The 22,106-nt window shown below is 60.1% G+C and carries 26 protein-coding genes; 19 read left to right on the top strand and 7 right to left on the bottom strand.

The genetic code is table 11. The features are described from left to right. Positions 1–32: 32 nt before the first annotated feature. A complete protein-coding gene (locus FTO60_RS12270) occupies positions 33–485 on the top strand; it encodes a methylated-DNA--[protein]-cysteine S-methyltransferase (protein ID WP_148056226.1) in 453 nt (150 codons plus the stop codon). Here FTO60_RS12270 and FTO60_RS12265 read toward each other — a convergent pair. The 4 genes from FTO60_RS12265 to fsa all read right to left on the bottom strand — a co-directional run bounded on the left by FTO60_RS12265 (position 482) and on the right by fsa (position 3,642). Further along, complete coding sequence (locus tag FTO60_RS12265; protein ID WP_148056225.1) at positions 482–1,180, bottom strand: phosphatidylcholine/phosphatidylserine synthase; 699 nt, start codon at positions 1,178–1,180, stop codon at positions 482–484. The genes FTO60_RS12270 and FTO60_RS12265 overlap by 4 nt on opposite strands. Positions 1,181–1,215: 35 nt before the next feature. Beyond that, positions 1,216–2,142, bottom strand: coding sequence for a tyrosine recombinase XerC (locus FTO60_RS12260; RefSeq protein ID WP_148056224.1), 927 nt, complete (start codon positions 2,140–2,142; stop codon positions 1,216–1,218). A gap of 4 nt (positions 2,143–2,146) precedes the next feature. Continuing rightward, positions 2,147–2,854: a DUF484 family protein gene (locus tag FTO60_RS12255; RefSeq protein WP_148056223.1), complete on the bottom strand. Its 708-nt coding sequence runs from the start codon at positions 2,852–2,854 to the stop codon at positions 2,147–2,149. A gap of 134 nt (positions 2,855–2,988) precedes the next feature. Then, positions 2,989–3,642, bottom strand: coding sequence for a fructose-6-phosphate aldolase (gene fsa / locus FTO60_RS12250; protein ID WP_148056222.1), 654 nt, complete (start codon positions 3,640–3,642; stop codon positions 2,989–2,991). 87 nt (positions 3,643–3,729) lie between these two features. On the opposite strand from fsa, the gene FTO60_RS12245 reads away from it, so the two are divergent. Continuing rightward, complete coding sequence (locus FTO60_RS12245; protein ID WP_148056221.1) at positions 3,730–4,359, top strand: LysE family translocator; 630 nt, start codon at positions 3,730–3,732, stop codon at positions 4,357–4,359. A gap of 39 nt (positions 4,360–4,398) precedes the next feature. After that, positions 4,399–6,552, top strand: coding sequence for a primosomal protein N' (locus tag FTO60_RS12240; RefSeq protein WP_254696800.1), 2,154 nt, complete (start codon positions 4,399–4,401; stop codon positions 6,550–6,552). 259 nt (positions 6,553–6,811) lie between these two features. Here FTO60_RS12240 and FTO60_RS12235 read toward each other — a convergent pair whose 3' ends face one another. After that, entirely contained in the window at positions 6,812–7,735 is a 924-nt protein-coding gene (locus tag FTO60_RS12235; RefSeq protein ID WP_148056219.1) for a hypothetical protein, read from the bottom strand. Positions 7,736–7,940: 205 nt separating this feature from the next. Further along, entirely contained in the window at positions 7,941–8,234 is a 294-nt protein-coding gene (locus tag FTO60_RS12230; protein ID WP_148056218.1) for a hypothetical protein, read from the bottom strand. 99 nt (positions 8,235–8,333) lie between these two features. Here FTO60_RS12230 and FTO60_RS12225 point away from each other — a divergent pair, with 99 nt between their 5' ends. From FTO60_RS12225 to FTO60_RS12215, 3 genes are all read left to right on the top strand, one after another. After that, positions 8,334–9,563, top strand: a complete 1,230-nt coding sequence (locus FTO60_RS12225; protein ID WP_148056217.1) for an MFS transporter — start codon at positions 8,334–8,336, stop codon at positions 9,561–9,563. A 13-nt stretch (positions 9,564–9,576) separates the two neighbouring features. Continuing rightward, positions 9,577–10,449 carry a 50S ribosomal protein L11 methyltransferase gene (locus tag FTO60_RS12220; protein WP_148056216.1) on the top strand — a complete coding sequence of 291 codons (873 nt, stop codon included), beginning with the start codon at positions 9,577–9,579 and terminating at the stop codon, positions 10,447–10,449. Between the two features lie 104 nt (positions 10,450–10,553). After that, the gene (locus FTO60_RS12215) at positions 10,554–10,901 is read left to right on the top strand and encodes a hypothetical protein (protein ID WP_254696799.1); all 348 of its coding nucleotides are present in this window, start codon (positions 10,554–10,556) and stop codon (positions 10,899–10,901) included. 74 nt (positions 10,902–10,975) lie between these two features. Here FTO60_RS12215 and FTO60_RS12210 read toward each other — a convergent pair whose 3' ends face one another. After that, positions 10,976–11,194, bottom strand: a complete 219-nt coding sequence (locus tag FTO60_RS12210; RefSeq protein WP_148056214.1) for a DUF1127 domain-containing protein — start codon at positions 11,192–11,194, stop codon at positions 10,976–10,978. Between the two features lie 325 nt (positions 11,195–11,519). Here FTO60_RS12210 and ruvC point away from each other — a divergent pair, with 325 nt between their 5' ends. The 13 genes from ruvC (at position 11,520) to tilS (ending at position 22,041) form a co-directional block, all read left to right on the top strand. After that, positions 11,520–12,026, top strand: a complete 507-nt coding sequence (ruvC, locus tag FTO60_RS12205; protein WP_148057147.1) for a crossover junction endodeoxyribonuclease RuvC — start codon at positions 11,520–11,522, stop codon at positions 12,024–12,026. Further along, positions 12,023–12,685 carry a Holliday junction branch migration protein RuvA gene (gene ruvA, locus FTO60_RS12200; protein WP_148056213.1) on the top strand — a complete coding sequence of 221 codons (663 nt, stop codon included), beginning with the start codon at positions 12,023–12,025 and terminating at the stop codon, positions 12,683–12,685. The genes ruvC and ruvA overlap by 4 nt, the downstream gene beginning before the upstream one ends. Before the next feature lie 3 nt (positions 12,686–12,688). Continuing rightward, positions 12,689–13,567 (top strand): GIY-YIG nuclease family protein, encoded by an 879-nt coding sequence (locus FTO60_RS12195; protein ID WP_148056212.1) that lies wholly within the window; start codon positions 12,689–12,691, stop codon positions 13,565–13,567. Then, positions 13,564–14,580, top strand: coding sequence for a Holliday junction branch migration DNA helicase RuvB (gene ruvB / locus FTO60_RS12190; protein ID WP_148056211.1), 1,017 nt, complete (start codon positions 13,564–13,566; stop codon positions 14,578–14,580). The genes FTO60_RS12195 and ruvB overlap by 4 nt, the downstream gene beginning before the upstream one ends. Positions 14,581–14,631: 51 nt before the next feature. Then, complete coding sequence (locus FTO60_RS12185) at positions 14,632–15,258, top strand: hypothetical protein (protein WP_148057146.1); 627 nt, start codon at positions 14,632–14,634, stop codon at positions 15,256–15,258. After that, positions 15,255–15,644: a tol-pal system-associated acyl-CoA thioesterase gene (ybgC, locus tag FTO60_RS12180; protein WP_148056210.1), complete on the top strand. Its 390-nt coding sequence runs from the start codon at positions 15,255–15,257 to the stop codon at positions 15,642–15,644. The genes FTO60_RS12185 and ybgC overlap by 4 nt, the downstream gene beginning before the upstream one ends. 112 nt (positions 15,645–15,756) lie before the next feature. Continuing rightward, positions 15,757–16,431: a protein TolQ gene (tolQ, locus tag FTO60_RS12175; protein ID WP_172623881.1), complete on the top strand. Its 675-nt coding sequence runs from the start codon at positions 15,757–15,759 to the stop codon at positions 16,429–16,431. A 1-nt stretch (position 16,432) separates the two neighbouring features. Continuing rightward, positions 16,433–16,909 (top strand): ExbD/TolR family protein, encoded by a 477-nt coding sequence (locus FTO60_RS12170; protein ID WP_148056209.1) that lies wholly within the window; start codon positions 16,433–16,435, stop codon positions 16,907–16,909. Between the two features lie 7 nt (positions 16,910–16,916). Beyond that, complete coding sequence (locus tag FTO60_RS12165) at positions 16,917–18,047, top strand: cell envelope biogenesis protein TolA (RefSeq protein WP_148056208.1); 1,131 nt, start codon at positions 16,917–16,919, stop codon at positions 18,045–18,047. Continuing rightward, positions 18,044–19,357 (top strand): Tol-Pal system beta propeller repeat protein TolB, encoded by a 1,314-nt coding sequence (tolB, locus tag FTO60_RS12160; protein ID WP_148056207.1) that lies wholly within the window; start codon positions 18,044–18,046, stop codon positions 19,355–19,357. The genes FTO60_RS12165 and tolB overlap by 4 nt, the downstream gene beginning before the upstream one ends. A gap of 81 nt (positions 19,358–19,438) precedes the next feature. After that, complete coding sequence (gene pal / locus FTO60_RS12155; RefSeq protein WP_148056206.1) at positions 19,439–19,957, top strand: peptidoglycan-associated lipoprotein Pal; 519 nt, start codon at positions 19,439–19,441, stop codon at positions 19,955–19,957. Between the two features lie 21 nt (positions 19,958–19,978). Further along, positions 19,979–20,809: a tol-pal system protein YbgF gene (gene ybgF / locus FTO60_RS12150; protein ID WP_148056205.1), complete on the top strand. Its 831-nt coding sequence runs from the start codon at positions 19,979–19,981 to the stop codon at positions 20,807–20,809. Next, a complete protein-coding gene (gene tilS, locus FTO60_RS12145) occupies positions 20,806–22,041 on the top strand; it encodes a tRNA lysidine(34) synthetase TilS (protein WP_254696798.1) in 1,236 nt (411 codons plus the stop codon). The genes ybgF and tilS overlap by 4 nt, the downstream gene beginning before the upstream one ends. Positions 22,042–22,106 lie beyond the last annotated feature (65 nt).

The following is a 22,106-nucleotide window of genomic DNA, read 5'->3' as shown; positions in this document are numbered from 1 at the left end:
GCGGCGCAGGCCACTGCGCGCGATGCTGGGGCATGTTTCGATTGACCGTATCCACGCAATTCGGCCCGCTGACCCTGATCGAAGAGCAGGGGGCGATTGTGCGCGTGGAATGGGATGGGGATCATCACGACGACACCCCGATATTGGCCGAGGCCGCGACCCAGTTGCGGGCCTATGACGCGGGTAATCTGACGCGGTTTGATCTGCCATTGCGCGTCGCGGGGTCAGATTTTCAGCGCGCGGTCTGTGATCAGATGCGCGCGATCCCCTTTGGTGACACGGCGACTTATGGCGATATCGCCCGCGCGTTGGGTCAGTCGGCGCAGGCGGTGGGCCGTGCCTGTGGCGGCAACCCGATCCCGGTGATCATCCCTTGCCATCGGGTGATGGGGGCCAAGGGGCTGACGGGGTTTTCGGGCAAGGGCGGCGTTGAGACCAAGGTTGCCCTGCTGCGCCACGAAGGGGCGGCGGGCCTGCTGATCTAAAGCTTTTCGCGATACATCACTTGCTGCAACGCGCCCGCGCCCAGCAGGTAAACCGAGGTGATCATCAACCCCCAATTCGCCCAGCTTTGCGGGTGAAACTCGACCCATGCCGCCCAGCCCGCGAATACCGTCCAGGCAAGCGCCATCGGCAGGGTCACGATGCGCCAGCGTTCTGTGCGCACGGGGTGGACAAATTTGATCGGCAGGAACATCGCCACGGCCAGAATCGCCACCAGCGGCAAGATCACCCAAAATCCAGGCTTTAGCGCAAACAGCACCAGAACGACCATGTTCCAACACCCCGGAAAGCCGGAAAACGAATAATCACGCGTCTTCATCCGCGTATCGGCGAAATACATCGCGCTGGCAAAGGTGATGACGATAATCACGATCCAACCGGTCCAGCCGGGCAACAGATCGGTGTGTTTGAACAGTGCATAGGCAGGCACGAACACATAGGTCAGGTAGTCGATGATCAGGTCGAGCAATTCACCATCAAATTCGGGTGCATTGGTGTTCACATCGTATTTGCGCGCCAGTGGTCCGTCGATCCCGTCCACGAAAAACGCGACAACCAGCCAAAGGAACATCAGGCTCCATTCTTCGTCAACAGCGGCCAAAAGGGCCAGCATCGCGAAAATGGCGCCCGTGCCTGTAAGAAGGTGAACGAGAAGAGCTTTGGTGCTGAGTGTCATTTGGCTGTCATGTCCGAATTATCGATGCGGGGCAATCAAGAATTAGAGGCCGATTTGGGATGCGCCGCGTCATAGACTTCCATCAGGCGGGCGGTATCGACGGCCGTGTAGGCCTGGGTCGTGGACAGGCTGGCGTGGCCCAGCAATTCCTGAATGGTGCGCAGATCGCCGCCCGCAGACAGCAGGTGTGTCGCAAAGGAATGGCGCAGCGCATGGGGCGTGGCCGTGGCAGGCAGGCCCAGTTGCAAGCGGGCGTGTTCCATCACCTTCTGGATCGCGCGCGGGGCCAGCGGGCCACCCCGCACGGCGCGAAACAGCGCGCTATCGGGTTCGACGGGATAGGGGCAGGCATGCAAATAGGTATCAACCGCAGCGCGCGCGGCGGGGAGGACCGGCACGATGCGTTCCTTGCCGCCCTTGCCGGTGATACGCAAGACATCGGGCAGGGGGGCGTCACGCCCGCATAGCCCCAGGGCTTCGGAAATACGCAGGCCGCAGCCGTAAAGTAGGGTAATCACAGCCGTGTCGCGCGCCGCAACCCAAGGGTCGCGCGCCTGCAATTCAACGGTGTCGATCATCGCGCGGGCCGCATCCTTGGCCAGTGGTCGGGGCAGCTTTTTCTGAAACTTGGGCGAACGGGTCGACAGCACGGCGGTAGGTTCAAACCCTTCGCGTTCGGCCAGCCAGCGGTAAAACGACTTCACGGCAGAGAGGGATCGCGCCAACGATCGGGCCGCAACACCGCGCCCACGTTCATGGGCCATCCATGCGCGCATATCGCTGACAGAAATGGCTGAAATCGGCCCCAGCCCCTGCTGCCCGCCGTGATGCTGCGTCATGAACGCCAAAAACCCCAGAAGGTCGGTCTGATAGGCAGTCAGCGTGTTGTCGGCGGCACCATTCAGTGCCTTCTGGTGATCCAGCCAGCCTCGCAGGGCATTCGACAGGGCGGGGGAGATCACGCGCCTATGACAGCCAACGCCGCATGGCACGTTCAAACACGCCGCCAAAAAAGGTCAGCAGATCAGTGCCTTGTTGAGGGGTGAACTGGTGCGGGTCTTCGGCCCCCATGATCAACATGCCGGGCAGACGACCATCACCAAGGTCCAGCTTGATGCAGGCCTCCGAGCGGATGTAGTCGGATTTGTCGCCAAAGATCGTATGATTCTCGGGCTGAACCTGACGCAGGGTGACCTGGCGCACGGGCATGTTGCGGCCCTGCATCACGTAGTCGTCGACAAAGCCCGGTTCACAGACGTTCAGCACATCTCCAAGGCGGGAAACGGCCGGATCGTCGGTGCGGGATACAGATTCCAGCACAAGGCGCACGCAATCGACGCGCAGGATCGCGGCCACATCGGTGTTCAGATCCCGCAGGAAACTTTCAAACTTGGTCGCATCCATCATCCGCAGGACCGCGCGGTGGATCTGGTTGGTGCCGGCAAGGTTTTCATAAGCGGCGGCGATCACACTGCGATGGGTGTCTTCAAGCCGGTCAAGGCGCGCCTCGAGCCGTTCCATCGCGATGCCGCGCAGATCGACGATATTGCCGCCCAGAGATTTTTCGTTCGCGGCGACAAGCGCGCGCATGATGTCCTGGTCTTCCAAAAGCGATTCAGGGTCGGACATAATCCGATCCCGAACCTGATCATCCATCAGGGGTTTGCTGCTCATGCCGTCACTCATTGTTATATATTTGCGCCTGTATAACAGACCTGTTTGCCTTTTGCGCCTGTTTTTTTGTTACCGGACAAAGTGTTGTAGCTGTGTCGCCTGGCCCCGACAGGTTGGGTCGGGGCCGCTGGTGCTTACAAAATCTTGATACCGGCTTTTTTGACGTCGGCCATGAATCCGTCCAACCCCTTGTCCGTCAGCACGTGGTTCGCCATCGCCTTGATCACGTTCGGCGGCGCGGTGGCGACATCGGCACCGATCTTGGCGCATTCGGACATGTGGTTGGCACTGCGGATTGACGCTGCCAGAATCTGCGTTTCAAAGCCGTAGTTGTCATAGATCGTGCGGATATCCTCGATCAGTTCCAGCCCATCAAGGTTGATATCATCCAGACGCCCGATGAAGGGGCTGATGAATGTCGCACCGGCCTTGGCGGCCAGCAGCGCCTGATTGGCACTGAAACACAGGGTCACGTTGACCATATTGCCTTCGTCGCTCAGCACCTTGCAGGCCCTGAGACCATCCCAGGTCAGCGGCACTTTGACGGCGATATTTTCGGCGATCTTGGCCAGCTTGCGCCCTTCGGCGATCATGTCGTCGGCCGTCAGGGATACGACTTCGGCCGATACGGGACCGTCAACGATGCCACAGATTTCCTTGGTCACGTCCAGAATATCGCGGCCCGATTTGGCGATGATCGAGGGGTTGGTTGTTACCCCGTCCACCATACCAAGGTCGTTGAGTTCTGTGATCGCTGCGATGTCGGCGGTATCTACAAAAAACTTCATGTTGTCTCTCCGGTGAAGGGTGGCGTTTGCTGATCCAGCGTTTAACCTATGGTGGGCGTGGCTGAAACCCCTTGAGCGAGGTATGACATGGATATTCAGGTGTGGGTGGCCTTTGTGGCGGCGTCGGTCGTGTTGTTGATGATTCCCGGTCCGACAATCGTGTTGGTGCTGACCTATGCGCTGACACAGGGGCGGCGCGTGGCCGTGGCCTCGGCGGCGGGGGTGGCGACGGGTGATCTGATCGCGATGACCGCGTCGTTGCTGGGGTTGGGCGCGGTTGTTCTTGCTTCGGCCACGTTGTTTACGGCATTGAAATGGGTCGGTGCCGCCTATCTGGTTTGGATGGGGGTCGGCATGATCCGCGCGGCAGGCGGGCAGACCTTGGGCCGCCTTGCTGATGTGCCGGATTTGACCCCGCGCCGCGTGTTCGGCAATGCAATGATCGTCACCGCGCTGAACCCGAAATCCATCGTGTTTTTCATCGCTTTCGTGCCGCAGTTTCTGATGGTGGATCGCCCGCTCGCGCCACAGTTTGCCGTGCTGATCGCCACGTTTGTGACGCTCGCCGCCGTCAATGCGCTGGCCTATGCACTGTTGGCTGATGGCATGCGCGCCACGATCCGCCGGTCGGCCGTTCTGGCGTGGATGACCCGCGCGGGTGGCGCTGTTCTGATCGCGATGGGCCTGCTGACGGCGACCCTGCGCAAGGCGACCTGACCCGTGCCAGAGTTCTTTCACCAAGGTGATTTGGTCGGCGTGCTGACTGCACAACCGCTTGACCGTATTCTTGATTACAAGGCGCCCGAAGGTGGCTGCATGCTGGGCGCTTTCGTCGAGGTGCCATTGGGGCCGCGCAAGGTGCTGGGGGTGGTCTGGGGGCCGGGCCAGGGCGATTTTGATTATGCCAAGGTTCGCAGCGTGATCCGCGTTCTGGACGTGGCCCCGATGCGTGCTGAAATGCGTCAGTTCCTGACCCGCGCCGCCGAATATACGCTGACGCCGATGTCGGCGATGCTGCGCCTTGCCACGCGCGCGCCCAGCTTGGGTGATGCGCTATCCATGCGCAAGGTGTTTCGCCTTGGCACCGGCACGCCCGATCGCATGACCGACGCGCGCACCAAGGTGCTGGAGGTGCTGCGCGATTACGGCGGGCTGTCGTTCACCTTGGGTGAACTGGCCGAATTGGCGGGGGTGACGCCATCGGTGATCAAGGGATTGGTGAAACTGGGCGCGGTCAGCGAAGAAGACGCACCGCGCGATACGCCTTACCCCACGTTGGACCCCGATTATGGCGGCAAGGAACTGACGGCGGATCAGGCCGCGGGCGCGGAGGTGCTGAAACGTGCCGTGGTGTCTGGCGCGTATGGCACAACCTTGCTGAAGGGCGTGACCGGATCGGGCAAGACCGAGGTATATCTCGAGGCGGTGGCCGAATGCCTGCGCGCGGGGCGGCAGGCACTGGTGTTACTGCCGGAAATCGCCCTCACTTCAGAGTTCATCACGCGGGTCGAGGCGCGCTTTGGCTTTAAACCCGCCGAATGGCATTCCGGTGTCACCATGACCGAACGGCGTCGCTGCTGGCGCATGGTCGGGCAGGGGGCGGCGGGGTTGGTGGTTGGCGCGCGATCGGCCTTGTTCCTGCCCTACCGCGATCTGGGGCTGGTCGTCGTCGATGAAGAACACGACACATCCTATAAACAAGAGGACGGCGTGCTTTATAACGCGCGCGACATGACGGTGCTGCGCGCCCATATCAACAACGCCCACGTGGTGCTGGCCAGCGCGACACCCAGTCTGGAAAGCTGGGCCAATGTCGAGGCGGGCAAATATGCGAAACTCGAACTGACCGCGCGGTTCGGGGCTGCTGTCATGCCAAAGATGGGCGCGATTGACATGCGGGTCGAGGATTTGCCGGGGGGGCGGTGGGTTTCACCCACCCTACGTGCGGCAGTGCAGGCGCGGCTGGAAAGGGGCGAACAATCGCTGCTGTTCCTGAACCGGCGTGGCTATGCGCCCGTCACGATTTGCCGTGCCTGTGGCCATCAGATCGCCTGTGATCAATGCGACGCGCGCATGGTCGAACACCGATTTCTGAAACGCCTGATGTGTCACCAATGCGGCGAGACCAAACCGATGCCGACAGTCTGCCCCAGCTGCGAGGCCGAGGACCGTTTGTCACCCGTTGGTCCCGGTGTGGAACGCATGGCCGAAGAGGCCACAGCGCTGTTTCCCGATGCGCGGATCGCGGTGCTGTCGTCGGATCATTTCGGATCGGCGCGGGCGTTAAAAGACCATATCGCCGCGATCACGCGGGGCGATGCGGATATCATCATCGGCACGCAACTTGTGGCCAAGGGCCACAACTTTCCGTTGCTGACCCTCGTGGGGGTGATTGATGCTGATCTGGGCCTGCAAGGGTCTGACCTGCGCGCCGCTGAGCGCACCTTTCAACTGATGCGGCAGGTGGCCGGGCGCGCTGGCCGGGCCGAGGCGCCGGGCGAGGCCTTGATGCAGACCTTTCAGCCCGAACACCCCGTCATTCGCGCGATTTTGGGTGGCGACGAGGAGGCGTTCTGGAGCGCCGAAGCCGCCGAGCGCAAGGCCGCTGGCGTGCCGCCCTATGGCCGGATGGCGGGGATTGTCCTGAGCAGTCCGAACGTGCAGGAGGTGTTTGATCTGGGCACCGAAATGGCGCGCAACGACGCACCGTTGCGCAAGATCGGTGCGCAGGTGTTTGGGCCCGCGCCAGCACCCATCGCCCGGATCAGGGGGCGGCACCGTGTGCGTTTGCTGGTCAAGGCGGACAAGGGCGCTCCGCTGCAGGCTGCACTGGCTGCATGGGCCGCGCAGTTCAAGCTGCCCGGCACTCTGCGCATGGCGATCGATATCGACCCGCAGAGCTTTTATTGATTAGGTTCCCACGTTGTGAACAGTGTTTCCAGTTGACCGCTTTGAGTCCACTTTGACCGATGCTGCGGCTAACACGAATGTCCGGTAACTCTGGACAGGCAAAAACCTGCATCAACGGGTTTTGTTTTGGACGGGGTTTGTGGCACCGTCAGTGAAGGTGGTTTTTTGGTGTTCCAAAAGCGAGGGTTTTTGGAACGTCCTTAGATAATATCTAAGCAGACTTTGCTGCCATTTGCGCATGCCATTTTCTGATAGTGTGCTAATTCTGCTGGAGGCAGGCACGCATTCGCCCCAAAGTACGTTTCATGAGGCGTGTAAGAACCTCGCGATCTTTGTCTTCTGCAAGTAAAGGCTTTGCGAGGGGGCCGACAGACAACCCAAGCATGATAACTGCAAGCCTCAGCTCATCCATTTTATCTCGATACTTTGGGTTATTGACCTGTTCCCAGACCTTCTGGATGTCATCCTCAACGAGGTAGGCGGACTTCTCATTTTGATCAGGAAGTTGAATTTCGCTAAGCTTTTCAAGAGCGTGTTCGCGCAATGCTAAATACACTCGGCTTTGCCGAGGATCATCATAGACTCTTTGAAACACCACAAAAAATGCTGCAAATGCTGCTTCCAGTCCAAATTTTGTTGCGTTGAAATTCTTTATAGCAATCAGGGAGAACGACCCAAACTGAACATAAGGCCCACCTTTCGGCATCTCACTTGAGAACGCCTTCTTGAACTCAGCTACATTAACATCAAACTCTTCTAAAGCCTTCGTAATGTTATTATCAGCGTGTTCTCTAAGCTGCCTTTTGACGTCTTTGCTTGGAGATGGTTGTGCTGCGATTTTTGGTTGTGCTTTTAGAAACAGCCAGTCACTGCATCCTAAGATGCACGCCCATACCAGCGGGATTGCATACACATCACTAGCACTACGATCTTGCTCCCAAATGTAGGCAAGTAATGCTGCTGATGCAAAACCGGCCAGCAAAATAGTTCTGCGATAGGGGCGCAGCGGATGAATGAATTCATGTGCTAGAGGAATTAGAGCTGCGGCGACCAGTAGAAACCAAAAGAATACTGTGCTTGCCAAATCGTAATATCTGAGGGCATCCGAAATTGTTGGTGTAAGTAAGAGCGAAATCGCTGCCCATGCCACCAGCAGTACTATCCATGCCCGTGAATATCTCATCTCTGTTCATTGCCCTTTATAGACGGCTAATTATTCGCCACGTGTTTTTGTGCTCGTGAGTCCTACCAGCGTCAACATTTCTTCCCAAAAACCACCGTTTGTTGAACGATTCACCAGACCGGACATTGGCGCAAGCGCAGCGAAAGCCCGCAAAGTCCCGCAAAGCAGACCTCAAGCGCAAACGGCGGCAACAGGCACGTCCTTGCTAGGTAAGATAAAACCGCAGCGGTTTCGTCGCGCTGCGCCTCACCACGCCTTTGGCTTCCAGATCAAGCTGCACGCATTTCACCCACCAGCCCGCCGTCGCCCCGCCGGGAAATAAATCATCGGGCAACAGGGTTTTGGCGGCGTCTTTAATTTCGGCTGCTGTCATGCCCGGCGCATCATGGGTCAGCGTGGTCAGCATCGCTGCTTTCATCGCGTTGTATTTCGCGGCATCGACGCGGCTGGTGAACCCGGGTTGGTTAATGTTTTCGACCGTGATCTTGACGTCTGCCATTCTGTCCTCCCGTATTGGGGCCAGCATTGCGCGGCCAAGGTGGTGTGGCAAGGCACAACCCCCCTCGTAATATCGCAGGAAAAGGCGTAATCGGACGCCATGAGACAACCAATCCCCTTGGCCCAGGCGCGCCATTTGCCGTTCTGGCGCCGTCCGATCACGTTGCTGTTCCTGACAGCCGCCGCCATGCCGGTTGCCTTTGCGACATGGTCGGCTCTGCTCAATAATTTCGTGATCGAAGTGGCGAGCTTCGACGGGGCTGACATCGGCCTGCTTCATACGGTGCGCGAAATTCCGGGGTTTCTGGCGGTTGGGGTGATTGCGCTACTGATGTTTTTCCGCGAACAGATATTGGGGTTGATCGCATTAGTGCTGCTGGGTGTGGCCACGGCGGTGACGGCGCAGTTCCCGTCGATGGGTGGCATCCTGACGATCACGATGCTCTCGTCGATCGGATTTCACTACTTTGAAACGGTCAACCAATCACTGCAGCTGCAATGGATCGACAAGGCCCGCGCGCCGCAAATGCTGGGCTGGATCATGGCGGCTGGATCGGGCGCGACCCTGTTGGCCTATTTGCTGATCGTCGTGACCTGGGACCGGTTCAATCTGTCCTACAACTTCGTCTATATGGTGTCGGGCGGGTTCACGGTGTTTGTGGGCGTGTTCTGCCTGCTGGCCTATCCGCAATTCGAAAGCCCGAACCCGCAGTTGAAAACCTTTGTGCTGCGCCGCCGCTACTGGCTGTATTATCTGCTGCAATTCATGTCGGGCGCGCGGCGGCAGATTTTCGTCGTCTTCGCGGGTTTCATGATGGTCGAAAAGTTCGGGTTTGCGGTGCACGAAGTCACGGCACTTTTCCTGATCAATCTTGTGGCCAACATGGTTTTTGCTCCCGTCATGGGGCGTGTCGTGACTGTGTTTGGTGAACGCAACGCGCTTGTGTTCGAATATGTCGGGCTGGTCGTGGTGTTTCTGGCTTATGGCGGCGTGTATTTCTTTGGCTGGGGCGTTTTGCTGGCGTCAGCGCTATATATCGTGGACCACCTGTTTTTCGCGCTGGCACTGGCGCTGAAAACCTATTTCCAGAAAATCGCCGATCCCGGTGATATCGCCCCCACGGCGGCTGTTGCCTTTACAATTAACCATATTGCAGCGGTGTTTTTGCCTGTCTTGCTGGGCCTGTTGTGGTTGGCGTCACCTGCGGCGGTGTTCATTCTGGCGGCAGGGATGGCATTGGTGTCGCTGATTCTCGCGCTGATGATCCCGCGCGACCCGACACCGGGCAACGAAACCATCTTTCATCGCCCACGTGCGGTGATTGCCTAAACAAGGACACCCCATGCCGACTTTTACTGCCCTCACGACCCTTGCAGGCCAGGCGGACGCCGAACGCCTTGGCGAAGCGATGGAACGGATGACGCCCGAACCCACCGGCATCGGTGTTTTCGAGGTCGAGGACGGCAGCGACACGTGGGAGGTCGGCGGATATTTCATCGACCAGCCGGACGAAACCGAACTGGCGATCCTGGCGGCAACATTCGGCGCGAAACCCTTTGTGGTGTCCGAACTGCCGGAAACCGATTGGGTCGCCCATGTGCGGCGCGAATTGTCGCCCGTCGCGGCGGGGCGGTTTTTCGTCTATGGCAACCATGACGCCGATAAGGTGCCAACCGACAAGGTCGCGCTGTTGATCGAGGCGGCGATGGCCTTTGGCACGGGCCATCACGGAACGACACTGGGCTGCCTGCGCGCCTTTGACCGGTTGCTGGATCAGGGCGTGGTCCCCGCCAAGGTGGCCGATATCGGTTGCGGGACGGCCGTGTTGGCGATGGCCGCGGCCAAAGTGTTGGATGGGGTCGTTGTTGCTTCCGATATTGATCAGGTGGCCGTCGACGTGGCCCTTGCGAATATGGCGGCCAACGATCTGACGGGGCGGGTGCCTTGTGTCGAGGCTGCGGGCTTTGCCCACCCCAAACTGACCAGGACGGCACCCTATGATTTGGTGTTTGCCAATATCCTGAAGGGGCCGCTTGTGGCGCTGGCACCGGATATGGCGCGTCACGTTGCGGCAGGCGGGCGGGCGATTCTCTCGGGGATTCTGAACGAACAGGCTGACGATGTTCTCGCGGTTTATATCGAAAACGGGTTCAATCTTGACCATAGGGAAGAGATTGTTGATTGGACCACCCTAACTTTAAGAAAAGAAACCTAAAAATAAGGGATAAGTTGCCATAATTGGCTGGATTGCCCCAGTTTTGCCACAATTTGGGGCGATCTTAATTGGACGTGGTGGGGGCCTCGTATTCGGAGGCTGCTATGGGCACTGTCCATCTCCCGTTTGAAAAACGTCTGCGCGCAATTACGCGTCGGCATGACCGCATGAACCGCGCTGGCGTGGTGCATTCCGTAAATCATGATGGCTTGATCATTGCCAAACCCCGGCGTCGCGCCTTGCGCTTTCCGCTGCGCGGTCTGTTGTTGCTGATCGCTGCGGGCTTTGCGTTCAAGGGGTATCTGTTGGCCGATCTTGGCCCTGCAACTTACAATGACCGTGTCGGCGTTCTGCAAGCTGGTACGATCGTCGAACAGGGCGGCGCATGGTTGATGCAGGCTGATCCGGTTACGGTCTGGTCTGCGGACATGATCAACACTTACCTGCGCTAATCAGGTTTCGAAATGTGAAAAGGCCGCGCTCCATTTCGGGAGCGCGGCCTTTTGGTGTTTCGTGGATCGCTGATTTAGCGCTTGGCGCCGCGCGTCGCGATCATGTCGATGTCGCCAGCGCACAGGCCGATGTCGTCCAGTTCGCGCGCGGACAATTTCGACAGCGAATTACGTGTGACGCGCGCGTCGTTCCAGTCAGCGATTGCGCCGATGGATTCTGCGACAAAACGGTTCACGCGATTTACAAAGCGCGGTGTGGTTGCGAAGGAGCGGGAGGTGTCGATTGCGGCCATGTTCAGTTCCAGTATCGTTTGGCGATGCGGGGCATCGGATGTGTAAAAAATGCGTTGTTCTGAGCCGCACTTAGGAGGCAAATCGCGACAAAACCAGTGCCAAGTTTGCATGGGTGATATGCGTTTCCGGCATAGCTATTCTTTGGCATAACATCCTGAAAAAGCGACATAAAAAAGACATTTTCGACGTCGCGATCAGGCTATGATATGACGCAAATAGACGTCGTTTTCGCAGGTTTTTGCAATGCGGTCGCAAACAAAGTCATTGGCCTATGTTCGCGTTTTGTGCTATCGCCTGAAAAAAGACGAACAAAAAGGGGCGGTTATGCGGGTATTGGGGATCGATCCAGGGCTGCGCAACATGGGCTGGGGCGTGATTGACGTGACGGGATCGCGTCTGGGCCATGTGGCCAATGGCGTCTGCAAAACAACCGGCAGCGATCTGGCCCAGCGGCTGTTGCAATTACATCACCAGTTAAGCGAAATCATCGCTGCCCACGCGCCCGATGCCGCAGCGGTCGAACAGACGTTCGTGAACAAGGATGGTGCGGGCACCCTGAAACTGGGGCAGGCAAGGGGGATCGCCATGCTTGTTCCGGCGCAGGCGGGCCTGTTGGTCGGTGAATATGCCCCCAATGCGGTGAAAAAGGCCGTTGTTGGTGTGGGCCATGCGGACAAGGCGCAGATTGCTCATATGGTGCGCCTTCAGCTTCCCGGTGTGGTTCTTGCCGGACCGGATGCTGCCGATGCCCTTGCCATCGCAATTTGCCACGCGCACCATCTGCAATCAGCGGGCCATTTGACCCGCGCCGTGCAAAAGGCCAGCGCATGATCGGCAAGATTTCGGGACGGATTGATTATCGCGCGACGGATCACGTGTTGATCGACGTGCGCGGTGTTGGCTACGTGGTTTATGTATCCGACCGTGTCATGGCTGCGCTGCCCGGCAACGGCGAAGCTGTGGCGTTGTTTACCGACCTTTTGGTGCGCGAGGACAATTTACAGCTGTTCGGCTTTACCACGTTGGTCGAAAAGGAATGGCACCGCCTGTTGATGGGCGTGCAGGGGATCGGCGCGAAAGCCTCGCTTGCGATCCTTGGGGCTTTGGGCGCGGATGGGGTCAGCCGCGCGATTGCTTTGGGTGACTGGGCCGCGATTGCCAAGGCCAAGGGCGTCGGCCCCAAGACCGCGCAAAAGGTCATTCTGGAACTGAAAGACAAGGCCCCCGGCGTCATGGCGATGGGCGGCACAGTGGCACAGGCGCTTGGCACCGCCGGGCCTGCGGATGACGCGGTTATCGAAACCCCCGTCGCCGCGATGCCCACGCCAGACAACAATGCGCAATCCGAAGCGCTCTCGGCCCTTGCCAACCTTGGCTATTCCCCCAGCGATGCGGCGGGCGCCGTGGCTCAGGCCGCCGGAGACACCCCACCCGCCGACACTCCCGCCCTGATCCGCGCAGCCCTCAAGCTGCTGGCCCCAAAGGGGTAGGGGATGGAATTCCGCGATCTTTTGAGCGTCAACGGGGTTGATCCGTCAGCTGTTGCCCTCGCTTTGCACAAACCCAAAGGCGACGATGGTCGTCGCGCCCTTTGTGCGATGGCTGAAGATGACCTGCCCGCGTTTGACGCCTATCAATCGACCCATCCGAATATTCAGCAGGCAACGTTGGCGCGAATGCCTTTGATGGCCTCGTTTGTTTTGCGAATACCCTCTGAACTCACTTTTGTCGGACTCTACCGACAGACAGGAAGTAGCGAGGCAACCATTCAATCCCTGCAAAACGACGCCGATTTCATGCGGATGCGGCGTTGTATCGACCCGGCGGCTTCTGGCCCTTATGAAGGGCTAGATGCAATCGCGGGGCGTTTGAAATTCGACCTTGTTGCGGATGATCGTTTGGCCGAATTGCGTGGGCGTCTGGTCGTCGCGGATCCCGGTGCACGCAACTACATGCGGCTTGCGAAAAAAACGTCCCTGCCCGTAATTGAAGTGATGCGCCGCCCATCCCTCGTGCCGGATTTCCCGTCTTGGGAGCAAGTGAGTTTGAGCACCGCAGATGTCCGCAATCTACCACGGGAATGGGCGCAACAACTGGCGGCTTGGCGCGGAATATACCTGATCGTCGATGAAAAGGACGGTGCGCGCTATGTCGGGTCGGCCTACGGTGCGGAAAACCTTTGTGGACGTTGGCGGGCCCATGTGGCGGGGCCGAAAGGGGTCACAAAAGAGTTGTCAAGGCGCAGGACAGACAGCTTTCGATTCAGTATCCTTGAATTGTTGTCACCTGCGGCGGACATTCGGGAAGTGACCCAAAAAGAGCGAAGCTGGATGGCGCGCTTGAGCACAATCGACTATGGCCTGAACACATGACCGAACCCGACCCAACCCTGCGCCCCGAGCGTCTGTCCGAAGATCACGACCGTGCCTTGCGGCCACAGGTTCTGGACGAATTTATCGGTCAGGCCGAGGCCCGCGCGAACCTCAAGGTGTTCATCGAAAGTGCGCGCAAGCGCGAGGTGGCGATGGACCACACGTTGTTTCATGGTCCCCCCGGTCTGGGCAAGACCACGCTGGCGCAGATCATGGCGCGCGAATTGGGCGTGGGGTTTCGCATGACATCCGGTCCAGTTCTGGCCAAGGCGGGCGATCTGGCGGCGATCCTGACCAATCTGGAAGCGCGCGATGTGTTGTTTATTGACGAAATCCACCGGCTTAATCCGGCGGTGGAGGAAGTGCTTTATCCCGCGCTCGAGGATTTCGAACTGGATCTGGTGATCGGCGAAGGCCCTGCCGCGCGCACCGTGCGCATTGAATTGCAGCCCTTCACCTTGATCGGGGCGACCACCCGTATGGGCCTGCTGACCACGCCACTGCGCGATCGTTTCGGCATCCCGACGCGGCTTGAGTTTTATAACGTCAAAGAGCTGCACGAGATCGTCACGCGCGGTGCCCGCCTGATGGGTGCGCCCGCCACACCCGATGGTGCGCAGGAAATCGCCCGTCGCGCCCGTGGCACGCCGCGCATCGCCGGGCGTTTGCTGCGTCGTGTCGTCGATTTTGCGGTGGTCGAAGGGGACGGCACCGTGACCCATGACATCGCCGACCGCGCCCTGACGCGTCTGGGAGTTGACCATCTGGGGCTGGACGGCGCGGATCGCCGCTACCTGCGCCTGATCGCCGAAAATTATCAGGGCGGCCCTGTGGGGATTGAAACCCTGTCTGCCGCGCTCTCGGAAAGCCGCGATGCGCTTGAAGAAGTGATCGAGCCGTTCCTGTTGCAGCAGGGTCTGATACAGCGCACTCCGCGCGGGCGGATGCTGGCGCAAAAGGCCTGGACCCATCTGGGGATGGATGCGCCACGGCCCGGCGATTTGTTTGAATGACGGGCGCAAAACTTTTAAGCCTCCGGCGGGAGTTGTAGTGCCAAGATGAAGATGAGCCCTGAAGCTGTTGAAGCGTTTTTCACCCGCACCGACGGTAGCTATCTGTTTGCCCGTTGGGGCCGTCCGATTGCGCCGGTGATCTTCGGGGTGGAAGACGCCGTACTGCCTGTTTTGAAAGGTGGCATCAAGGCTGTGGTGGCGATGGCGCGTCACGAGATGGCCGAGACTGACCCGGAACTCGGCGTTAATCTGATGCTGTTCTTTTGCGCCGATTGGGATGAACTGGTGGCGGTCAGGGATTTGGACCGCCTTGTGCCGGAACTGGCCGATCTGGTCGGTCGGTTGAAGGCGGCGGATGCCAATCAATACCGGATTTTCCGGTTTGACGCGGCGGGTGCGATCAAGGCCTGTTTCGTGTTCTTGCGCATGGATCAGCACTTGGCGGCAGTCCCGGCGGACAGGCTTGCCCTGTCCCAGGCGGTGCAAAGCATCTTGTTGTGGTCGGACGGCGCGTTTCAGGACCAATCACCGCTGGCGCTGATTGATGGCGATATCGCCGTGATCCGCCCCGAAGTGGGCGCGCTGATCCGTGCCGCCTATGATCCGGTCATGCCGGTAATGGCGCAGGATGCCAGCCATGCACTGCGGCTGGCAGCACGGGTGGAGGCCAGCCAATGACCCATCGTTTCAAGATCCGCGTCTATTATGAGGATACCGACCTTGCGGGGATCGTCTATTACGCCAATTACCTGCGCTTTATCGAACGCGCGCGCAGCGAGTGGGTGCGCGGCCTTGGGGTGGATCAGGTGGCATTGAAGGCCGATGAGGGGGTCGTTTTTGCCGTGCGCCGCATCGAGGCGGAATATCTGGCCCCGGCAAGGTTCGACGATGAGGTCGAGGTCGTGACGCAGGTTGAGGCCGTTACCGGTGCCCGTCTGGTGCTGAACCAGGATGTCATGCGCGCCGGTCAGGTGCTGTTTTCCAGCATCGTCACACTGGTTGCCTTGAACGAACAGGGCGCGCCCGTGCGCTTGCCAGCGAATTTCCGCCGAAATCTGCATTGAAATACGCGTGAAAACGCAGGCGTGATGCTGGTTTGGTTGGATTTCCCCTGTCGAATGCGATAGCTGTTAGGGCAATCAGAGGCGAAACCGCCCGAAACCAATGAGCAGGCAAATGGAAGCAGCATCCGACTTTACCATGTGGGCTTTGTTTGCCCGCGCGACACTTATCGTCAAATTCGTCATGATCATGTTGGTTCTTGCGTCCGTCTGGTGCTGGGCCGTGATCGTCGACAAGTGGATTCAATACCGCAAGGCCCGCGCCGAAGCGGCCGTGTTTGACCGCGCCTTTTGGTCGGGCGAACCGCTTGATGCGCTGTTTGACAAGATCGGAGCGCAGCCCAAGGGCCAGTCGGAAAAGATATTCGCATCCGGCATGTTGGAATGGCGGCGCAGTCACCGACAGGACGGCGGGCTGATCGCGGGGGCGCAGGCGCGCATTGACCGCTCGATGGATGTGGCCATTGCCAAGGAAGCCGGGCGTTTGCAAAAGGGTCTGCCGGTCTTGGCCACTGTCGGGTCCACGGCCCCCTTTGTTGGCCTGTTTGGCACCGTTTGGGGCATCATGAACGCCTTTATCGAAATTGCCGAACAGCAGAATACCTCGCTGGCGGTTGTCGCCCCGGGGATCGCCGAGGCCTTGCTGGCCACCGGTCTGGGCCTGTTGGCTGCGATTCCCGCCGTTATTTTCTATAACAAGCTGAGCGCCGACAGCGACCGGATCGTCAGCGGCTACGAAGCGTTCGCAGATGAATTTGCCACCATCCTCAGCCGCCAGTTGGACAGTTGATATGGGTGCCGGTGTCATGAAATCCGACGATGGGGGTGGCCAGCGCCGGCGCCGTCGCACACGCCGCACGCAACCGATGGCGGAAATCAATGTCACGCCTTTTGTGGATGTGATGCTGGTGTTGCTGATCATCTTCATGGTCGCAGCCCCGCTACTGACTGTGGGCGTGCCCGTGCAACTGCCGGAAACCGCTGCCAATGCCCTTCCCAGCGAGGAGGAGGAGCCCCTGACAGTGACCCTCACGGCCGAGGGCGCGTTGCTGATCCAGAACACCGAAACGCCCGAGGCTGATTTGATCGCCCGTCTGCGCGGGATCGCGGCGGAACGCGACAGTGACCGTATTTATTTGCGTGCAGATGGCACCAATGCGTGGAACCGCGTGGCCGAGGTCATGGGGGCCTTGAATGCCGCCGGTTTCAACAATATCGGCTTGGTGACGGATATCGGTGGCCCCGTATTTGACGGGTCGGACGGGTAGCAGCACCATGAGTGTCGGCACAACCATATCAGGTGTTGGACATACGGCACTGATCGGCTGGCTCATCCTTGGGTGGGGTCTGCAATCGGACCCGTTGCCGTTTGAAGTGACCGAGGTGTCGATCGTGTCGGGGGCCGAATTTGCGGCTCTGACCCAAGGCGTGCAACCCGACCAACCGGGTGAAACGCCTGCAACGCCCGACGCGCCAGCGATTGACGAAACACCCCCCGCACCCGAGGTGGACACCCCGCCCGAGGTGGTGACCCCGCCCGAACCCGTGCCCGCGCCCGCCCAAGAGGACGCCCCGATTGCGCCTGAACAGGCCCCGCCGCCGCAGGCCGATGTGACCGATACGCCGCCGGACGTGCCGACCGATGTGGCGACCCTCGTGACGCCGCCGCCGTCGACCGACGTAGGTGTCAGCCCGCGCCCGAAACCACGCCCTGCGCCCCGTATCGCGCCCGAAGCCATTGCGCCGCCGCCCGAAGATGTGGCGATAGCGGACGTGGATCAGACCGCGCCCAATCCCGATGCGGCCCCGGCCGAGGATGTGCCCGAAGCCGATGAAACAACCGCGCAGGAAGAATCCGCGCCCGAGATCGTGACCGAGGCGGAAACGCCTGCCGCGGCACCCGAGCGATCGCTGCGCCCCCAGACGCGGCCCAACCGGCCCGCCGCGCCCGCAAGCGACAGCGAAACCGCAACGGCGACCGCCCCTGCGGAGGATGATGCGACCGCCGCCGCAGTCGAGGCGGCCGTGGCCGCTGCGACCGAAGCCGCGACCGCGGCGCCGCAAACCGGCAATCAGGGCGGCGGAGAGTTGAGCGCGGATGCCAAAAACGGCTTCCTGCGTCAAATCGGCAGTTGCTGGAGCGTGGGCAGTGCCGGCACGGATGTGCTGAGCACCGTCGTCACGGTTGGTTTCAGCATGACCGAGGATGGCCGCCCTGATACCAATTCGATCCGGCTGGTATCCTTTACCGGCGGCACGCAGAGTTCCGCCGATATTGCCTTTCGCATCGCCAAGTCGGCCTTGGTCAGGTGCACCCGCGACGGTTATGATTTACCACGTGACCAATACGACACTTGGCGAAATATTGAATTGACCTTCAATCCAGAGAGAATGAGGACAAGATGATTGTGCGTTTGATGACCCTTTTGGCTGCGCTGATGCTTGGCACGCAGGCTTTTGCCCAGGCACCGCTGCGGCTGACACTTGAGGAAGGCGTGATCGAACCGCTACCCTTCGCGGTGCCGACCTTTCAGGCGGAAACCGCCGGGTCGGAACAGATGGCGGCCGATATCAGCCGCGTTCTGGCCGAGGATTTGATCGGCACGGGGCTGTTTCGGCAAATTCCCGCCAGCGCTTTCATCAGCCAACATGCGACGTTTGGCCAGACCGTCGCCTTTGCCGACTGGCGCGCGATTAATGCCCAGGCGCTGGTGACGGGGGCCGTGGCGGTGAACGGGACGCAACTGGTCGTCAAGTTTCGCGTTTACGACGTATTTTCGGGTGCTGAAATGGGCGACGGGTTGCAATTTGTCGGCACTACGGATGGTTGGCGGCGCATGGCACACAAGGTTGCCGATGGCGTCTATACCCGCATCACGGGCGAAACCGGATACTTTGACAGCCGCGTCGTGTTCGTGTCCGAAACCGGCCCCAAGGACAACCGTGCCAAACGACTGGCGATCATGGATTATGACGGCGCAAACGTGCAATTCCTGACCGACAGCAGCGCCATTGTGCTGGCCCCGCGGTTTTCGCCCTCGGGTGACCGCGTGCTATACACCAGCTATGAATCCGGCTTTCCGCGCATCAACGTTTTGGATGTGGCCAATGTGGGCCGCCAGCAGTTGACCACGCAGGCGGGTGAAATGACCTTTTCCCCAAGGTTTTCGCGCGATGGGCGGCAGGTGATCTACTCTCTGGCCAATGGCGGCAACACCGACATCTGGCGCACCGATCTGGCCACCGGGCAGCACAGCCGCCTGACCAGCGCGCCCAGCATCGAAACCGCGCCGAGCTTTTCGCCTGATGGCACGCAGATCGTATTTGAAAGCGACCGCAGCGGTTCGCAGCAGATTTACATCATGCCCGCATCGGGTGGCGAACCACGGCGGATTTCCTTTGGGGACGGGCGCTATGGCAGCCCCGTTTGGTCACCGCGGGGTGATCTGATCGCATTTACGAAACAGAACGCCGGGCGTTTCCATATCGGCGTGATGCGCACCGATGGCAGCGAAGAACGCCTGCTGACCGCGTCGTTCCTTGACGAAGGTCCGACATGGGCACCCAACGGCCGGGTGATCATGTTCAGCCGCGAAACCCAAGGGTCCGACGGGACATCGTCGATCTATTCGGTGGACATCACGGGGCGCAGTCTGCGCCGTTTGGCGACCTCTGGCGGGGCGTCCGATCCGTCCTGGGGGCCATTGCAACCCTAGGAACAATACCGTGATTTCCATGACCGCAATCACATGATACAGTCTGCTCAAGAACGAGCAAAAAGAACACAGGACAGTCAAATGAAAATCATGATCAAAGTCGGTTTGCTGATTGCAGGCCTTACCATTTCGGCCTGCACCAGCGCAGACCGTTTCGACACGACCGATACCGTTGATCTGACCGGCGGCGCAGGCGTCACAACCGGCGCGCTGGACGGATCAGGCGATCCGCGCAGCCCCGCCTATTTCAACCAGACGATCGGTGACCGCGTGCTGTTTACCGTTGACAGTTCCAGCCTCTCAAGCACGGGCATGGCGACACTCGACGGGCAGGCGCAGTGGCTGTTGACCAACTCCGACTATCTGGCCGTGATCGAAGGTCACGCCGATGAACGGGGGACCCGCGAATACAACCTTGCGCTTGGTGCGCGCCGTTCCAACGCTGTACGCGAATACCTGATCTCCAAGGGTGTGCCATCGTCGCGCATTCGCACGGTCAGCTATGGTAAAGAGCGCCCGATTGCGGTTTGTTCGGAAAACACCTGCTATGATCAGAACCGCCGCGCGGTGACGATCATTTCGATCGGGCAGACCAGCTAAACGCGTATCGGGGGACGAGGGATGATCCGTCTGCACAAATGGGTTGCGATTTTGGCGCTGTCGGCTGTGGCTGGCGGCGCCTTTGCGCAAACCCGCGAGGAAACCTTGGCCGATATCCGGCAGCAGCTGACCGTGCTCTATATGGATATCCAGACCCTCAAAACCGAACTGTCGACAACAGGCGCGCCTTTGGGCGGCGTTGCTGGCAATTCGCCGCTTGAACGCCTGACCGCGATCGAAGCTGAACTTCAACGTTTGACATCGGCGACCGAACAGCTTGATTTCCGCGTTAGCCGGATCACGCAGGACGGCACCAACCGGATCGGCGATCTGGAATTCCGGCTTTGTGAACTGGAAGAGGGCTGTGATATTGCCGCGCTGGGCGACACGCCCAGCCTTGGTGGTGTTGATGCCGAACCCACCGGTCCCGGCCCTGTTGCGCCGCCCCCTTCGGGTGGGCCGTCATTGGCGATTGGCGAACAGGAAGACTTTGAGCGGGCGCAGGCGGCGCTCGCCGCTGGTGACTTTCGCAGCGCCGCTGACCAGTTTGCGACCTTTGTCACGACCTATCCGGGCGGACCGTTAGCGGGACAGGCGCATTTCTATCGCGGTGAAGCCCTGACCGGCTTGGGCGAAACCACCAATGCCGCGCGCGCCTATCTGGAAAGCTTTTCCGGCGAATCCGAAGGCCCGGTGGCCCCGGATGCCTTGTATAATCTGGGCAAATCCCTTGGCGCGATCGGCCAGACGCAGGACGCTTGCATCACCTTGGCCGAAGTCGCCGTGCGGTTCCCCGGCAATCCGGCTGTGCTGGCTGCGCAGTCAGAAATGCGGAACCTTGGCTGTTCGTGACCGCGCAAACGCTTGATCAGCAGTTTGCGGGGGCGATGGGCGATCTGCTTGGCCCCGATTTTCCCGATACGCTTGGGTTGGCCGTGTCTGGCGGTGGCGACTCGATGGCGATGCTGGCGCTGGCGCATGGATGGGCGCGGGTCTGGGGCGTTGGCCTGCGCATTGTGACGGTCGATCACGGATTACGCCCCGAGTCAGCGACCGAGGCGGCGATGGTTGCGACTGAATGTGCCGCACTTGGCCATCCGCACGAAATTGTGAAATGGCGGGGTTGGGACGGGCAGGGCAACCTGCAAGACGCCGCGCGGCGCGCGCGTCTGGCGTTGATCGGTGGCTGGCGCGGCGATCTGCGTCATGTCCTGATGGGCCACACGCGTGACGATTTGGCCGAAACATTCCTGATGCGCGTGCAACGCGGGTCAGGCGTGGACGGGTTGGCGGCAATGGCACCACTGCGCGACGTGCCCCAGGGCTTTGCGATTGTGCGCCCGTTGCTGGGAATGCGGCGCGCCGACCTGCGTCATTATCTGCGCACCTTGCAGATGCCTTGGGTCGACGACCCAAGTAACGATGACCCGCAGTTCACGCGGGTCAAGGTGCGCCAAGCCATTGAAACGCTTGATCTTGATGTTGACCGCCTTGCGGACACCGCGCGCGCAATGGCGCTTGCGCGTGACGCCCTGCGGGAGCGTGCGGTAGATGTTGCTGGCAGGGTCGCCAAGGTGGTGGGGGGCAGTGTGGTGTTTGACCGCGATGCGCTTGCACAGGTCGAGCTTGAGACGCAGTTGCGGCTTTTGGCAGCGGCGGCGCAGTTCGTCTCGTCGCATCCTTATCGCCCACGCCGCGCGCCCCTTGAAGCCGCGCTGGAGGTCGCCCTTTCAGGTGGCACCGCAACCCTGCACGGAGCGTTGATTGTCGCGAAAGGTGCGAAAATCATCGTGGCGCGCGAATTGGCGGCGGTGGCGGGGCTGGCATCGCCCAGTGATCAAATCTGGGACAGCCGCTGGCAAATCACTGGCCCCCACGCCCCCGATCTGGTGATCCGCGCGCTGGGCGAGGGCATCACAAACTGCCCTGAATGGCGCGAAATTGGCCTGCCGCGCGGCGCGCTGATGTCCTCTCCTGCCATCTGGCGGGGAGATTCCCTGATTTCCGCCCCGATTGCGGGCTACAATCCCGTCTGGACGGCGCGGATTGTCGCGGATTTCCAATCCTTTCTGCTTTCGCATTGAACTAAGCCGCAAGGTCTCTATTTTAGATGAGTGGCCTGTGGCGACTCCCGCCCATGTGCCAAACC

The sequence above is a fragment of the Octadecabacter sp. SW4 genome, assembly GCF_008065155.1.
Lineage (GTDB): Bacteria > Pseudomonadota > Alphaproteobacteria > Rhodobacterales > Rhodobacteraceae > SW4.
Note: the sequence above shows the minus strand (reverse complement) of the source record. Positions and strands in the feature narration are given on the sequence as shown.